This is a genomic window from Jatrophihabitans telluris (assembly GCF_023516435.1).
In the GTDB taxonomy this organism is placed as follows: Bacteria; Actinomycetota; Actinomycetes; order Mycobacteriales; family Jatrophihabitantaceae; genus Jatrophihabitans_A; species Jatrophihabitans_A telluris.
On the sequence record NZ_CP097332.1, the window covers coordinates 3,337,288 to 3,352,806 of the forward strand.

Genomic DNA, 15,519 nt, shown 5'->3' on the forward strand with positions numbered 1-15,519 from the left:
CGCGGTTAGTCGAGGTCGACCGGAGCCGCTTCGGGGCGCCCCTGCTGCGAGCGCACGACCAGCACGAGGCCACCGAACAACAGGGCCAGTCCCGGCAACGCCCAGGCGGTGGGCCATTGGTGCAACCAGACGCCGGCGATCACGGCGGCACCCGGGGTCTCCAGCAGCAAGGCCAGGCCGACGAAGGTCGGGGTGACCGAGCGGAGCACGACATTGAACAGCGTGTGGCCGAACAACTGGGCGCACAGGGTGACCGCTCCGATGAGCACCCAGGAGCGGGTGGGGTAGCCGTGCAGTGGCTGGCCGCCGACCAGGCACGCGACGAGCAACAACAGCGCGCAGACGGAGTAGCAGACGGTCGTGTAGACCGGCGCCGAGAGGCTGCGCCGCGCCACGGAGCCCGCCGCCATGTAGGCCGCGGCCGCCAGGCCACCGGCCAGCGCGAGCAGGTCGCCACCGAGGGCTCGCAGCGACACCCCGAAATCGGCTCCGGCGATGAGCGTGGTTCCGACGATGGCCAGCGCCATCCCGAACCAGGCCGGTCGCGGCAGCCGTCGTCCACCCACTGCGGCGATGAGGCCGCTGAACACCGACTGGGTCGCCACCAGCGCGGTGGCCGAGGCCACCGAGGTGTACTTCACCGAAGGCACCCACGTTCCGAAGTGCAGCGCCAGGAACGCCCCGGCCCCGGCCGCGACGAGCAGCGAGCGGGCACTCATCACCCGCACCTCGGGCAGGTGACGCAGCGCCGCCAGGATCGCGGTCACGCCCGCGCCGAGGGCGTTGCGCCAGAACGCGATGGCCAGGGCGGGTGCCACCGTCGCGGCCATCAACGGCCCCGAGGCCGAGACCCCGGCGAGCGCGATCGCCAGCAGCACGCCATCCCGGGGCGGCGGCAGCGCCAGCGATTCTTCGCGCTCGGCCAGTTCGACGGACGACATTCGTCCATCTTCGCAGGATGTTTCACCGTCGTTCACCGCGCGCCCGACGCCAGGTCGGCAGAGCGTGACGGTCCGCCTGCGGCGTGCCACTAAGCTGCCACCGTGAGTACGGCGACCCGCGTCTTCATCGCCCGCCTGGCCGGGCTTGGCGTATTCGACCCCAACGGCGATCAGCTGGGTCGGGTGCGCGATGCCGTCGCGACCCTGCGAGTCAATCGACAGCCCCCTCGGGTGCTCGGGCTCGTCGTGGAGGTCCAGCAGCGCCGGCGGATCTTCGTGCCCATGGGCCGCGTCACGCGAATCGAGCCCGATCAGGTCGTGCTCACCACGGGCAGCGTCAACATGAAGCGTTTCGAGCAGCGCGGCGATGAGCTCTTGGTGCTCGGCGAAGTGCTCGACCGGGTCGTCAGCCGGGTGGAGGACGGCCTCCGCGTCACCGTGGTCGACGCCGCGATGGAGGAGAACCGCGCCCGCGACTGGGTGATCACCCGGCTCGCGGTCCGCAGCAACCACCGGCTGGCGCGCCGCCGGGGCGAGGTCACCCAGCTGGACTGGAACGAGGTCGAGGGTCTGTCGGCCGTGGAGTCCAGCCAGGGCACCGCATCGTTGATGGCCGTCCTGGGTTCCCTGCGCCCGGCCGATCTGGCCGCGCAACTGCAGGACATGCCGGAGAAGCGCCAGCACGAGGTGGCCGAGGCGCTGAGCGACAAACGGCTGGCCGACGTCCTGGAGGAGCTACCCGAGGACGATCGGGTGCAGATCCTGACCGGGCTGCCCGACGAGCGCGCCGCCGACGTCCTGGAGGAGATGAACGACGACGACGCGGCCGACCTGCTGCGCGAACTGTCCGCCGACGAGCAGGAACGCCTGCTGGAGATCATGGAGCCCGACGAGGCGGCGCCGGTTCGGCGGCTGATGAGCTACGGCGACTACACCGCGGGCGGCATGATGACCTCCGAGCCCGTGGTGCTCCTTCCCGACGCGACCGTCGCCGAGGCGCTGGCGCTGGTACGCAACCCGGATCTGTCCCCGGCGCTGGCCGCGCAGGTCTTCGTGGTCCGGCCTCCGCAGGCGACCCCGACCGGACGGTATCTGGGTACGGCGCACATCCAGCGGCTGCTGCGCGAGCCTCCGTCCACCCTCGTCAGCGGGATCGCGGACAAGGACGTTTCCGCGCTCGCTCCGGATGCGAACATCCAGGCCGTCACCCGGCACCTGGCTACCTACAACCTGGTCGCCGCGCCGGTGGTCGACGACAATGAACGGCTGCTGGGCGCGGTGTCGGTCGACGATGTCCTCGACCACCTGCTGCCCGAGGATTGGCGCGACGTCGATGCTCCCGACGACGTCGAACCCCGCGAACACGCCGGCCGGGCCGATACCGCCACCGACCGCCAGACCCGCGAGCAACGCAACGAGCAACGCAGTGAGCAGCGCAGCGAACAGCGCAGCGAACAGCGCAGCGAACAGCGGGGCGAACGCGAGCCCGCACCGACAGGCACGACCGAACCGGCCGGCGAGCCCGCACCGACAGGCAAGACCGAACCGGCCGGAAAGACCGATCCGGTCGGCAAGACCGAACCGCAGACCCTGACGACGAGTGACGGAGGCAGCGATGGCTGAGCGCCGGGCGCGGCTCGACCAGCCGAACCTGCCTCGGCGCGGGCTGCGGGTCAGCTACGACCCCGAGGCGTTCGGCCGGGTGACCGAGCGCATCGCCCGCTTCCTGGGGACCGGCCGCTACCTCATCGTCCAGACGATCATCGTGCTTCTCTGGATCGCCTGGAACATCGTCTTCCAGCACGGCCCGTTGCATTTCGACCGCTACCCGTTCATCTTCCTGACCTTGATTCTCTCGTTGCAGGCGGCCTATTCGGCGCCGCTGATCCTGCTCGCCCAGAACCGTCAGGACGACCGCGACCGGGTCAACCTGGAGGAGGACCGGTCGCAGGCGCGCCAATCGGGCGCCGATGCGGAGTACCTGGCCCGCGAGATCGCCGCCATCCGGATCGCGCTCGGCGATGTCGTCACCCGCGACTACCTGCGCTCGGAACTGCAACGCTTCGATCGTGACGACCGGGACCGCGACCGAGATCGCGACCGCGACCGAGACCGCGACCGAGACCGCTCCAGGGAGCGCAAGGACAAGAACCGAGACCGAGACCGAGACAGGGACAGAGACAGGGACAAGCTCACCGACCCTGCCTGAGCCGAACTACTCGGCGACCAGGTGGACGATGACGCTGGTCTCCGGACCCCGATACGGGGCAGGCAGTCCGACCTCGGCGAGGACCGCTCCGGTGAACGACAGGCCCTGGCCACGCCAACCCACCCCGACGTCGCCGTGCCGAAGCGCCTCGGTATCCTCCGGCATGATCTGGCGCGCCCGGTAACGACGGGCCGGGTCCAGGCCCGGGACCAGGAACGGACCCGGCTCTGACACCGTCTCGTCCAGCTGGACGTACGCCGCGATCGCCTCGTCGGCATCAGCGGAAACCACCCCGTAGACGTAGCGGGACTCCTCCGGCAGATCGCCGCGGAAGCTGCGTCCGCCGTGCAGCAACGCGCGATGCTGCTTGTAGGACTCGATCCAGGCGGCCAGCCGGGCGCGGTCCTGCGGGCCCGCCGCGGTGACGTCCCACTCGACCCCGAAGCTGCCGAAGAACGCGGTGGCACAACGGAAATCCAGGCTCAGCTGGCGCCCGGTCTGATGGTTCGTGGGTGCCGAGACGTGTGCGCCCAGGTACTCCGGCGGCACGAGCTGCCCGGTCCAGCGCTGGATCTGCTGACGCGAGAGCGCATCGGTCATGTCGGAGGTCCAGAACCGCTCGACCCGCTCGATGACTCCCAGGTCGATCCGTCCACCCCCGGAGGCGCAGCTCTCCCACTCGACCTCGGGGTGAGCGCGACGCAACTCCTCCAGCAGCAGGTAGTAGCCGGCGGTCGCTGAGTGCACACCGGCGGCATCGGCACGCGCGCCACTACCGGCGTCGGCGAGCGGGCGGTTGTGGTCCCACTTGACGAACTCGATCGGGTAGGCCGACAACACCGCACTGATCTGGTCGAACAGGTACCGGCGCACCTCGGCTCGGCCGAGGTCGAGCACCCACTGATTGCGGGACTCCAGCGGCCGGCGGCCGGTGATCTGCAGGATCCACTCGGGGTGGGCGCGGTAGAGCTCGCTGTCCGGGTTGACCATCTCGGGCTCGAACCAGAGCCCGAACGACATGCCCAGTCCCCGCACGTGCTCCACGATCGGGCCGAGGCCGTCGGGCCATACGTCGGGCGAGATCGTCCAGTCGCCGAGACCTGAGGTGTCATCGCGCCGGGAACCGAACCAGCCGTCGTCGAGGACGAACCGTTCGATGCCGATCTCCGCGGCGCGATCGGCGAGTTCCTTCAGACGGTCGAGGTTGTGGTCGAAGTAGACGGCTTCCCAGACGTTGCACACCACCGGGCGCGGGGTGCTCGGGTGGGCCGGCAGCGACCGGACATACCGGTGCAGCTGAGCGGCCAGCCCGTCCAGCCCGCGGTGCGACGCGGTGAGGATCACCCACGGTGTGCGGTAGCTCTCGCCGTAGCCGAGCACGATCTCGCCCGGCAGCAGCAACTCGCCCCCGCCGAGGGTGACCACACCGCTGGGCTGGCGCTCCAGATAGCTGGTGGTGTTGCCGCTCCACGCGACCGACAGGCCCCACACGTGGCCGTGGCCGAAGCCGAAACCCGCGGTGCCCGCGACCAGCTGCGTGGGCGATTCGAAGTTCGGACGACCGGCACGAACGTCGCGCAGCCAGAGCCCGTCGGTGATCCGGTGCCGCTGCGGCGCGCGCTCGCGGCCCCACCGTCCGGTCAGGTCGAGCACCTCGGCGACCCGCTCGTCCACCGGTACGGCGACATCGAGGTGGTTGACGACGTAGGGCCGGCGATCGAGGTTGGTGAGTTCGTGCCGAATTCGCAGCGCGCCGCCGGGCAGGCTCTCGATCTCGGTCAGCAACTGCAGGGCGCTTGCCTCGTCCACCGATCGGATCGTGCTGGTCCCATCGGCTTCGACGGCGGACTCCACCGCGGTGAACGCGGTCGACCAGTCGTGTCCGGCGGCCGGGTCCTCGCCCAGCCGGTGCCCTTCCAGGCCGGGGCGGCCGAACCAGAACGCCGACACCTCTCCCAGAACGGGCACGCTGTGCGGCTCGCCGCCCTGGTTGCTCGGACCGCCGGTGCCGTGTTCGCGGACCGCCGCGATATCGGCCGCGTCGAGCCCCTCGGTGGCCACGCCGAGCCAGGCCAGGCGGGGCAGGCCGGCGGTTGCCGGGATGAGGACGAGACCGGTGCGCTCCGGGGTACGGCCGCCGTCGGCGGCGGCTCCCGACCCGCCACCACCGGTGATCAGCGCCGGGAGCACCAGCGGAACGGGCGGCATCGGCTCGGCGGCGGACGGGGTGGAGGCGGGGGAACTCACTGGACGGAGCCTTCTTCCTGGGATCAGCTGGAGTCGTCGTCGTTCGAGACCCGCAACGCTCGGAGGTGCACGATGCTGTGCGTTCGTGTCTGATTGTGTTGAGGCCTGTTCGAACGAGAGCGTAGTAGGCGGACGTGAGCCACACCAGCCCCGCCGCCTCAGCCGATGACCGAACCCTCGATCGGACGGTCGGAGTAGGAGGCCCACAGTTCGGCGTAGACCCCGTCGGCGGCGAGCAGCGACTCGTGCGTCCCGGTCTCGGCCACCTGGCCGTCGGCGATGACGTACAACCGGTCGGCGCGGGCGGCCGTGGCGAGCCGGTGAGCGACGATGATCGTCGTGCGCCGCGCGGTCAGCGCCCGGGTGGCGCGCGCTACCGCGGCTTCCGTGGCCAGGTCCAACGATGCGGTCGCCTCGTCCAACACCAGAACATCGGGCTCGACGAGCTCGGCGCGAGCCAGCGCCAGGAGCTGCCGCTGCCCGGCGGACAGATTGCGACCCCGTTCGGCCACCGGATGGTCGTACCCGTCGGCCAGGGCGCGGATCGCCTGATCGGCACCGACCCGGCGCGCCGCGGCCTCGATCTGGCCGCGGGAAGCGTCCGGGCGCCCGTAGGCGATCGCCGAGGCGACGGTGCCCGCGGACAGGTACTGCTCCTGGGGAACCAGCCCGATCCGGCGGCGGTAGCCGGTCAGCTCGAGCGTGCGGAGGTCGTGCCCGTCGACCGAAACAGACCCGGCTGTCGGATCGTAGAAGCGCGTCAGCAGCTTGACGATGGTGGACTTCCCGGCCCCGGTCTCGCCGACGAAGGCGACGGTCTCCCCTGCTGCGATGGTGAGATCCAGCCCCGACAGCGCCGGGCGCACCGTGCCGGGATAAGCGAATTCGACGCCGGAGAAGGTGATGGTGCCGACCAGCCCGGTGACGGTCAGCGGCTGCTGCGCTTCCGGCGTGGACGTCGGCGTCTGCAGCAGTTCGCGCAACCGCGCCAGGCCCACGGCGGCCTGCTGGTAGCCATCGAACACGGAGGACAGGTCGGCCATCGGCCCGAAGAAGATCTCCAGGTACAGGAAGAAGGCGATCAGCGCCCCGGCGGTCAGGGTGCCGTTGCGCAGCTCGGCCGCACCGAAGCCCAGCACCAGCGCCTCGCTGACCTGGCTGGCGAAGGTGATGAAGGGGAAGTAGGCCGCCACCGCCCGCCGGCCGCGGTAGCGGGCCTCAAACGCCGACCGGGCCAGTTCCAGGAACCGCGAGAGGTTGTGCTCCTGGCGGTTGAAGGCCTGCACGGTTCGCAGCCCCGCGACGTTCTCCTGCAGGTAGGCGTTGAGAGTGGCCAGGCTCTCGCGGGTCCGGGCGTAGGTGGGAATGACCCGCCACCGAAACAGAATCGTCGCGATTACGACAGCGGGGAACATCGCCAGGAGTACCAGTGTCAGGGAGGCGTTCACGATCACCAGGGCGACGGCCACGCCGACCAACGTCAGGCTGCTCACGAAGAGCACGATCAGCTCGCTCTGCAGGAACGTCGACAACGCGTCGATGTCCGTGGTCATCCGGGTCATGATCCGGCCGCTGAGCTCGCGTTCGTAGAAGTCCAGGCCCAGCCGCTGCAGGTGCGCGAACGTCTTGACCCGCAGCAGGTACAGCAGTCGCTCGCCGGTGCGACCGGTCACGAGCTGGGCGGCCCGGCCGAGGGCCCACTGCCCGAGCAGAATCAGCAACGCCAGCAGGCTCAAAGCAGTCAGGGTCGCCATCGAGGCCCGGGCCACGCCCGAGTCCACGCCGGACCGCACGACCGATGGCAACAGCAGGCCGGCCACGGTCTCGCCCGCGGTCAGGATCAGGCCGAGGAGCACGACCGAGCGGACCGGTCGCAGCAGTGACCGCAGCCCCAGGGACGGCTCAGGCGCACGAACCAGGGCCTCGTCCACATCCGGACTGCCTACGGCCGGGGGCAGCGCCGCCACCAGGGCCAGCAGCCGGTCAGAGCGCGCCGTCACTCCGGCAATGCCGCCGGTTCGAGTGGCCGCCCCGGCCGCGGCGCCACCGCTGACCAGGGCGGTGGCGCGCAGCGTTTCGGCCGCGCCGTCGGAGGACGTCAGACCGCTGAGGCCGGCCACCTCGGCCGTCTCCTCGTCGAGGCCCTCGGGGTAGAACAGCCTGCGGAACAACGGGCTCGAGGCCCGCAGCTGGGCGGCGGTCCCCTGCGCCACCACCCGTCCCGCGTCGAGGAGTACCACCCGGTCCGCCAGCTCCACGCTCGATCGGCGGTGGGCCACCAGCACGGTGGTGCGCGGGGCGCCGGAGTCTCGCAGGTGAGACAGGATCCGCGTCTCGATGCGGGGGTCGACCGCGGAGGTCGCATCGTCGAGCAACAGCAGGCGAGGCTCGACCAGCAGCGCGCGGGCCAGGGCCAGACGCTGCCGCTGACCACCGGACAGACTCTGCCCGCGTTCGCCGATCACGGTGTCGTAACCGGCGGGCAGGCGCTGGATGAACTCATCCGCCTCGGCCAGCCGGGCGGCGTGCTGCACCTGCGCTGTCGAGGCCCGCGGGTGCCCGAACGCGATGGTGTCGCGCACCGAGTCGGAGAACAGGCTGCTGTCCTCGGCCACGACCCCGGTCCTGGCCCGCAGACCGGACCTCGTCAACCGCTCCAGGGGCACGCCGCCCACCCGGATCGTTCCGGCCCCGGGTTCGTAGAACCGGCTCAGCAGAGCCAGCACGGTCGACTTGCCGGATCCGGACGCGCCGACCAGCGCGACGGTCTCGCCCGCCGCGACGGTGAACGACAACCCGTCGAGAACCGGCCCGGCGCCGTAGCCGAAACTCACCCGGTCGAACTCGACCGACGGCGGCGCGTCGGGCAGGACGACGGCACCCTCGACGTCGGCCGCGACAACGGGCAGGTCGATCAGTTCGAGGACCCGGGTGATGCCGGCCCCGGCCTGTGGACCCACCGTCAGCAGTTCGGACAGCACCCGCACGGGCACGATGAGCTTGCCGAGGTAGGCCGAGAAGGCCAGGAACGTCCCCAGCGTGATGTGGCCGTTGATGGCGAGCCAGCCGCCGAGCAGCAGCACACCGATCTGACCGAGGGAGGGCAGTGCGGTCAGTACCGGCGCGTACCGGGCCTGGAGCCGGATCGCCCGCAGCCGGTTGGCGAACAACCAGCTCGACTGGGCCGCGATGAGGTCGAGTTCGCGCTCTTCCTGACCGAACCCCTTCACCACTCGAACGCCGGTGACCGCGGCGTCGACGTGCCCGACGAGTTCGCCCGCGACCTGCGACGCCGCCCAGTCGGCGGGGAACAACCGGGTGCGAGCGGCCCGGGAGACGAGCCAGAACGCGGGAGCGATGGCCAGGGCCACCAGCGTGAGCAGCGGGGAGAGGACGGCCATCGCGAGCAGGGCCACGACGAACATGACCAGCGTGCTGAAGACGTCCGGCAGAAAGGTGATCACCCCACTGATCACGCCGAGGTCGGTGACCGAACGGCTGACCACCTGACCGGTGTCCAGCCGATCCTGTTCGGCGCCGGGAAGGCGGCTCAAGGTGGTGAACAGGTCACGTCGCAGCGCGTACTGGACCTGTAGGCCGAGCTTGGCCGAGGCGAGCTGCAGCGTGTAGTGCAAGGCGTACTGCAACGCCGCGAGACCGATCAACACGGTCGCGGCCGGCCAGACCGAATGGCGCCGCCCAGTGAGCAGATCATCGACGGCGTAGCGAATCACCAGCGGCGCCGCGGTGGAGGCGAGCGCCGCGCCGAGCGCCCCGGCCAGCGCGATCCCGAACAGCACGGGGTGCGCACGGCAGTACCGCAGCAAGGCGCGCAGCCAGCCGCGGCTCGGATCATCGGTCCCACGCGCCACCCAGGCAACCTAGCAAGGAGGTCGGACACCGCTCTTTGAACGTGTTCAAAACGGTGCTAGCGTCGGGATCGCGAGGAGGCCGGGATGAGCGTGGACTTCAGAAGACCGACCGGTCCGGACCGGTGGCTGCCGGCCTGGTTCCTGCTCTGGATGCTCGTCGGCGTCGGCGGCATGCTGAGCCTGCTGACGATCCTGACGATCGGCATCTTCGTGCTGCCGGTGACCGTCGTGATCGTGCTGGCCCTGGCCCTGCTGGTCTATCGCCGCCCGGCCGTTCTGACCGGCGTGGGCGGCGCTCTCGCGGGCCCGGCCCTACCGCTGTGGCTGGTGGCGTATTTAAATCGGGACGGGCCGGGCACGGTATGCACCCGGACCGCCGACGGCGGATCGTCGTGCGCCGACGAGTGGTCGCCGTGGCCCTTCTTCTTCGGCGGTCTGGCGTTTGTCGTCCTCGGCGTCCTGCTCACAGTGTTGCTGGCGGCCCGGGCCCGCGCGAGCCGGGTGAGCGGGTGAACGCCAAGAGCGAGGCGACCCGTCAGCGGATCGTGGCCGCCGCTATGAGCCTGTTCATCGAACAGGGATACCAGGCCACGACCATGCGCGCGATCGCCGCCGAAGCGGAGGTCTCCCTTGGCAATGCCTACTACTACTTCGCCTCCAAACAACACCTGGTGCACGGCTTCTACGACGAACTCCAGCGCAGCCACGAACTCGCCGCCGAGGCCGCGCTCGCTGAGGTGACCGGATTCGCCGAGCGGCTGCAGGTGAGCCTGTCGGTGTGGTTCGCCGCGGCCGCGCCGTACCGCGAGTTCGCGCTGCAGTTCTTCAAGGAGGCCGCCGACCCCGAGAGCCCGCTGAGCCCGCTGTCGGCGGAATCGGCGCCGATCCGGGAGCGCGCGGTCGCCCAGTTCGCGCGGGTCGTCGAGGGCTCCGACCTCGCCGTGGACCCGCGGCTGCGCCCCGTCCTGCCCGAGTTGCTGTGGCTGGTCCACATGGGCCTGGTGCTGTTCTGGATCCACGACCGGTCACCGGACTCCGAACGCACCCGGCTGCTGGTCGAACGCGGCGCCGGTGTGCTCGAGCGGATGCTGCGGCTGTCCCGGTTGCGCCTGCTCCGTTCGGCCACCACCGACGTCCTGGACCTGGTCGAACGGGCCGGCCTCAGAGTTGGCGCAACAACGCCGCGGTCGCCGCGGCGACCACCACCACCACGATGAACGGTGCCCGCCGCCATACCGCGACGGCCCCGACGGCGACCCCGGCCAGCCGGGCCGCGTCCCAGTCGTAATGCCGCCCGCCAGCCACCGCCTCGACCACGATCAGGGCGGCCAGCAACGCGACCGGCATCAGTTCGATCAGCCGCCGCAGCCGGGGATGATCGAACCACCGCTGGGGCATGGCGTAGCCGGCCAGTTTGAGGGCGTAGCAGCCGGCCGCCGAAAGCAGCACGATCGTCCAGCCGCTCGTGCCCGTCATCGCCGCCGCCCGGGCCGACCGAGCCGCCGGACGGTGCCCACGTCAGCCGCGAACGCCAACCCCGCGCACGCCGCCAGGACCGGAATGCCCGGCGGCGTCAGTGGAATCAACGCCAGCGCGATGAGCGCACCGGCCAGCGCCACCCGCCGCGACACCCCCACCGCGCCCGCGCCGGGCGAATCGGCCGCGGCCCGACGAAGTCGTGGCGCGAGCAGGGCCAGGAACGCCGCCGGGATCGCCGCGTCCAGGCCGAAACGCTCCGGGTTGCCCAGCGCCTGGGCACCGACCGCACCCAGCACGGTGGCCAGGTTCCAGAACAGGTACACCGAGGCGGCCGTCCACCAGAAGGCGACGCGGGACAGCGACGCGCGTCGCTGGCCCAGCGCCATGGCCGTCGACTCGTCGATCGTGAACAGGGCGGCCAGCAGCACCCGCCAGCCGCGCACTCCGAGCATCGGCCGCATCCGCAGGGCGTACAGAGTGTTGCGGGCGCCGAGCAGGTACCCGCCGGACAGGGCCGCCGCTGCCGTGCCGCCACCGGCGATGACGCCGGCGATGGCGAACTGAGTGCCCCCGGTGAAGGTCAGCAGGCTCGACACCGAGGTCTGCGCCGGCGTGAACCCGGCCGCCACCGAGGCCGCACCGAAGGCCACGCCGTAGGCGCCGACGGCGATCCCCACCCCGAGCGAATCCCGCACCACACGACGGCGCTCGGCCGCCGGGGGGCTCGTTCCGCCAGGTTCGGTGAGCTCAGTCAAGGTCGGTGGTGGCCGACGGCGTCGCGGTGGCCGCTGCGACCGGGTCCAGCTTGGCCATCAGGTCCGCGAGCTGACGAAGCTCGTCGTCGTCCAGCTTGTCGATCATCAGTTCCGACACGCCGGTCAGGTGCACGACGGCGGCATCGCGCAGCGCCGACCGGCCCGCCTCGGTCATGACCGTGAACAGTCCGCGGGCGTCGTCCGGATCGGGCTGCCGTTCGACGAGCCCCTCCCGCTGCAGCCGATCCACCAGCCGGGTCAGCCCGCTTCGCGACAGCAGGACCGCATCGGCCAGCTCCGACATGCGAAGCCGCCGCCCGGGCGCCTCGGCCAGCTGGACGAGCACGTCGTAGCTGGCGATCGCGATCTTGTGGTGCGCCTGCAGATCCTGCTCCAGCCGGCGCAGGATGTGGGTGTGGGTTCGCAGGAAGCTGCGCCACACCGCCAGCCGCCAGTCCGAGGTGCGGATCGGCGGTCGGCGAGGTTCTCCTGCCTCGGCGGGCAGTTCAGTTGCGGACATCACCGCAGATCGTAGTGACGGCGCACACGACCGTACGATCGCCTGGTGGCTTTCGATACTTCGCACCCTGATACGTCCTCGCTGACCGCATCTGTTGCGGCGGCCCTCGCGACCGTCAACGACCCGGAGATCCGCAAGCCGATCACCGAGCTCGACATGGTCGAATCGGTCTCCGTCGACGAGTCCGGATACGCCCGGGTCAAGGTGCTGCTCACGGTGTCGGGCTGTCCGATGCGGGAGAAGCTGACCACGGACGTGACCGCGGCCGTGGCCGCCGTCCCGGGCGTGTCTTCGGTGGCCGTCGAGCTGGGCGTCATGAATGACACCCAGCGCACGGAGCTGCGGACCAAGCTGCGCGGGGACAACCCGGTCAACGAGATCCCGTTCGCCCAGCCCGGCTCGCGGACCCGGGTTTACGCCGTGGCCTCCGGCAAGGGTGGCGTGGGCAAGAGCTCGGTGACCGTGAATCTGGCCGTGGCCCTGGCGCAGCGCGGACTCAACGTCGGCGTGCTCGATGCCGACATCTACGGCTTCTCGGTGCCGCGCATGCTCGGTGTCGTGGCCAAGCCCACCCAGGTCGAGAAAATGATCATGCCGCCCCAGGCCCATGACGTGAAGGTCATCTCGATCGGGATGTTCACGCCCGGCAACACCGCCGTCGTGTGGCGTGGTCCGATGCTGCACCGGGCTCTTCAGCAATTCCTTGCGGACGTGTTCTGGGGCGATCTGGACGTGCTGCTGATGGACCTGCCGCCGGGCACCGGTGACATCGCGATCTCGCTGGCTCAGCTGGTGCCCTCGGCCGAGCTGCTCGTGGTGACCACCCCGCAACTGGCCGCCCGCGAGGTGGCAGAGCGCGCTGGCTCGATCGCGCTGCAGACGCATCAGCAGATCGTCGGCGTGGTGGAGAACATGAGCTGGCTGGAGCTGCCCGACGGCTCCCGGATGGAACTGTTCGGCGCCGGCGGCGGTCAGGCGGTGGCCGACTCGCTGTCCGAGTCCACCGGCACCAACGTCGGCCTGCTCGGCCAGGTCCCGATCGACATGGCGGTACGTGAGGGCGGCGATGCCGGTACTCCGATCGTGCTCACCGCACCGGACTCGGCCGCGGCGCTGGCCTTCGGAGCGATCGCCGACACTCTGGCGGCCCGCTCACGCAGTCTGGTCGGACGCTCGCTCGGCCTCTCGCCCCGCTGACGAACCTGGCTTTCTCGCGCCGCCACGATCGGCGCCTGCTGGCCGCGCACCCTCGACAGGTACAGGCCTTGCGCCCGTGCCGGCACGACCGCCTCGTCCGCCGCTCCCAGTCGGGCCGAGAGCGATCAGGTCGCGTCGTCGTAGGGGCTGGGCGCCACGGGCGTGGCCTCCGGCGGCCCGCTGGCCAGCCCCACTCCGCCCTCGGACGGAATGTTCGTCGCTGGATCCTTCGTCAGGTCCACGACGCCCGCCGCGACGCCGTTCTGCGCTTGCGCCTGGGCCAGTGACATCGGCTCGTTGGCCGTGTCGGCCTCGCCGGCGTCGGTGCTGTAGGTCACCGGCGTACCAGCGGTCGCGTGCCCGCTCGCCGCGTCCTCGTCCTCGCCCCGCAGGGCCTTCTGCAGCATCGCGGACGGGTTGAGCGAGGACAGATCGTCGTCGTCACCCATGATCGCGTTGCGGATGGCCGTCTTCGGGTTGAGGGAGTTCAGATCGAAGTTCGCGAACTCCGGGCCTAGCTCAGAGGTGAGCTGGGTGCGCGCGCCCTGCGCCATGTCGCGCACCGTACGCAGCATGCGCACCGCGTCCTTGGTCAGCTGCGGCAGCTTCTCGGGCCCGAAGACCAGCAGCGCGACGCAGGCCAGGACCACGAACTCGAGCGGACCGATGTTGAACACGTGGCCCAGCCTAAGCGACCGGCTAGTCCGAACCCAGCGTGACGGCGGCGCTCTTCGCCACTCCATTGCGAACGAAGTGCACCGTCACCACCGATCCGGGCTTGGAGGCGGCGACAGCGACGGTCAGGGCATCCCCGGAATCGATCAGCGTCGTGTCGAAGAGAGTGATCACGTCGCCCTCTTTCAAACCCGCCTTCGCTCCCGGTCCACCGGCGGTCACCTGCACCACGTAGGCGCCGTCCCGGCTGCCGTCGGTGACGCTCCGGGTGGACAGCCCGATCGAGGCGTGGACGACCTTGCCGGTCTTGATGATCTGTTCGGCGACGTCCTTGGCGTGGTTGATCGGAATGGCGAAGCCGACTCCGATGCTGCCGGCCTGACCGCCGTTGGCCGACTGGCCAAGACTGAGGATGGCCGTGTTGATCCCGATGACCGCGCCCGCGCCGTTGACCAGCGCGCCCCCGGAGTTGCCCGGGTTGATCGGTGCGTCGGTCTGGATCGCGTCGATCACGGCATCCGGGTTGCCGTTCTCCCCGGACAGGTGCAGGGGTCGATCAAGTGCTGAGACGATGCCCGCGGTGACGGTTCCGCGCAGGCCGAGCGGGTCGCCGATGGCGATAACCGGGTCACCGACCGCGAGTTGGTCGGACCGCCCCAGGGTCGCCACGGTCAGCGACGTCTTGGCAACCTTGACCACCGCAAGGTCGTTGACCGGGTCGGTGCCCACCACCGATCCGGGCGCGGAGGACTTGTCGGCGAACACCACCCGGATCGTCGGCTTCTGGCTGCCGAAGTTCACCACGTGGTTGTTGGTGAGGATGTAACCGGCCTTGTCGATGATCACGCCCGATCCCGACCCGGCGACGTCGGAGGTCCGCACGTCGATCGAGACGACGGCCGGGCTGACTCGTTGGGCGATCTCGGCCACGGAGCCCGGCGGCCGGACCTGCGGCGTGGCCACCTGGGCGATCTTGATATCGGGGTCGGTGAGGATCCGGTGGGCTCGCTCGGAGAACCAGTACCCGACGCCACCGCCGAGGCAACCGGCCACGAGCGCGGCGACCAGCACCAGGCCCAGGGCGGAGAAGCCGAACCGGCCGCGGCGCCGGTTGAGCTTGCCGTCGTCGGGGGGACCGTCGTCGGGCTCAGGACCGGGTTCGACCAGCTCGCCGATGTCGATGACCTCGTCGCCGTCGAACACGGGTGGGCCGGCGATCCAGAACGGCGACTGCGGATCTCGCCACGGGTCGGTAGCGGCGTCGTCCTTCCACCACGGCGAGCCGGGTCCGGGGTGGGTGGGATGCATCCGGGTGCCGGGCTCCGGGTCGAAGGGCGCGCCGGTACGGGTGGCGGCGAAGGCTTCGACCAGCTGCCGCGGAACCGGCTGCAGCAGCGGCTCGTGCCGGGGTGGGAGGCGATCGCCGGCGGCGGGCTCGAACGGCACGTCCGCGCCGTACGGCTTGGCAAAGGCGGCCGCATCCTGCGCGGACACGGGCGGGACGTGGTGGGGCTCCGGCGCCTGGGCGAGTCGCGGCTCGAACGACCCGGTCACCGAATCATCGGGACGGGCGAACGGCGAACCGTCGACTTCGTCGCTCACATACCCTCCGCGGTCTCGGCAC

General features: G+C 70.6%; 12 protein-coding genes and 1 pseudogene. 5 read left to right on the forward strand and 8 right to left on the reverse strand.

Annotation, left to right across the window (positions count from 1 at the left end; all coding sequences use genetic code 11):
• Positions 1-5: 5 nt before the first annotated feature.
• The gene (locus M6D93_RS15370) at positions 6-941 is read right to left on the reverse strand and encodes a DMT family transporter (RefSeq protein ID WP_249770421.1); all 936 of its coding nucleotides are present in this window, start codon (positions 939-941) and stop codon (positions 6-8) included.
• Between the two features lie 102 nt (positions 942-1,043).
• Between M6D93_RS15370 and M6D93_RS15375 the strand changes: the two are divergent.
• Both M6D93_RS15375 and M6D93_RS15380 read left to right on the forward strand, forming a co-directional pair.
• A pseudogene (locus tag M6D93_RS15375) lies at positions 1,044-2,321 on the forward strand (magnesium transporter MgtE N-terminal domain-containing protein); the annotation flags it as partial.
• Between the two features lie 235 nt (positions 2,322-2,556).
• On the forward strand, positions 2,557-3,150 hold the full coding sequence (locus tag M6D93_RS15380; protein ID WP_249770425.1) for a DUF1003 domain-containing protein: 594 nt from the start codon (positions 2,557-2,559) through the stop codon (positions 3,148-3,150).
• A gap of 6 nt (positions 3,151-3,156) precedes the next feature.
• Here M6D93_RS15380 and M6D93_RS15385 read toward each other — a convergent pair whose 3' ends face one another.
• Positions 3,157-5,397 carry an alpha-galactosidase gene (locus M6D93_RS15385; protein WP_249770427.1) on the reverse strand — a complete coding sequence of 747 codons (2,241 nt, stop codon included), beginning with the start codon at positions 5,395-5,397 and terminating at the stop codon, positions 3,157-3,159.
• A gap of 158 nt (positions 5,398-5,555) precedes the next feature.
• On the reverse strand, positions 5,556-9,269 hold the full coding sequence (locus tag M6D93_RS15390; protein ID WP_249770429.1) for an ABC transporter ATP-binding protein: 3,714 nt from the start codon (positions 9,267-9,269) through the stop codon (positions 5,556-5,558).
• An 84-nt stretch (positions 9,270-9,353) separates the two neighbouring features.
• On the opposite strand from M6D93_RS15390, the gene M6D93_RS15395 reads away from it, so the two are divergent.
• Both M6D93_RS15395 and M6D93_RS15400 read left to right on the forward strand, forming a co-directional pair.
• Positions 9,354-9,782: a hypothetical protein gene (locus M6D93_RS15395; protein WP_249770431.1), complete on the forward strand. Its 429-nt coding sequence runs from the start codon at positions 9,354-9,356 to the stop codon at positions 9,780-9,782.
• On the forward strand, positions 9,779-10,486 hold the full coding sequence (locus M6D93_RS15400; protein ID WP_249770433.1) for a TetR/AcrR family transcriptional regulator: 708 nt from the start codon (positions 9,779-9,781) through the stop codon (positions 10,484-10,486). Before M6D93_RS15395 ends, M6D93_RS15400 begins: the two co-directional genes overlap by 4 nt.
• Here the strand turns inward: M6D93_RS15400 and M6D93_RS15405 are convergent.
• Genes M6D93_RS15405 through M6D93_RS15415 form a run of 3 tightly spaced genes read right to left on the reverse strand, consistent with a single transcriptional unit; the run spans position 10,431 to position 12,023 of the window.
• Complete coding sequence (locus M6D93_RS15405; protein ID WP_249770435.1) at positions 10,431-10,745, reverse strand: AzlD domain-containing protein; 315 nt, start codon at positions 10,743-10,745, stop codon at positions 10,431-10,433. The genes M6D93_RS15400 and M6D93_RS15405 overlap by 56 nt on opposite strands.
• Entirely contained in the window at positions 10,742-11,446 is a 705-nt protein-coding gene (locus tag M6D93_RS15410) for an AzlC family ABC transporter permease (protein WP_249770437.1), read from the reverse strand. Before M6D93_RS15410 ends, M6D93_RS15405 begins: the two co-directional genes overlap by 4 nt.
• 49 nt (positions 11,447-11,495) lie before the next feature.
• Positions 11,496-12,023, reverse strand: a complete 528-nt coding sequence (locus M6D93_RS15415) for a MarR family winged helix-turn-helix transcriptional regulator (protein WP_249770439.1) — start codon at positions 12,021-12,023, stop codon at positions 11,496-11,498.
• 45 nt (positions 12,024-12,068) lie between these two features.
• Here M6D93_RS15415 and M6D93_RS15420 point away from each other — a divergent pair, with 45 nt between their 5' ends.
• Positions 12,069-13,220, forward strand: coding sequence for an Mrp/NBP35 family ATP-binding protein (locus M6D93_RS15420; RefSeq protein WP_249770441.1), 1,152 nt, complete (start codon positions 12,069-12,071; stop codon positions 13,218-13,220).
• 125 nt (positions 13,221-13,345) lie between these two features.
• Here M6D93_RS15420 and M6D93_RS15425 read toward each other — a convergent pair whose 3' ends face one another.
• A complete protein-coding gene (locus tag M6D93_RS15425) occupies positions 13,346-13,897 on the reverse strand; it encodes a sec-independent translocase (RefSeq protein ID WP_249770443.1) in 552 nt (183 codons plus the stop codon).
• A gap of 22 nt (positions 13,898-13,919) precedes the next feature.
• On the reverse strand, positions 13,920-15,497 hold the full coding sequence (locus M6D93_RS15430) for a S1C family serine protease (RefSeq protein ID WP_249770445.1): 1,578 nt from the start codon (positions 15,495-15,497) through the stop codon (positions 13,920-13,922).
• Positions 15,498-15,519: the final 22 nt, after the last annotated feature.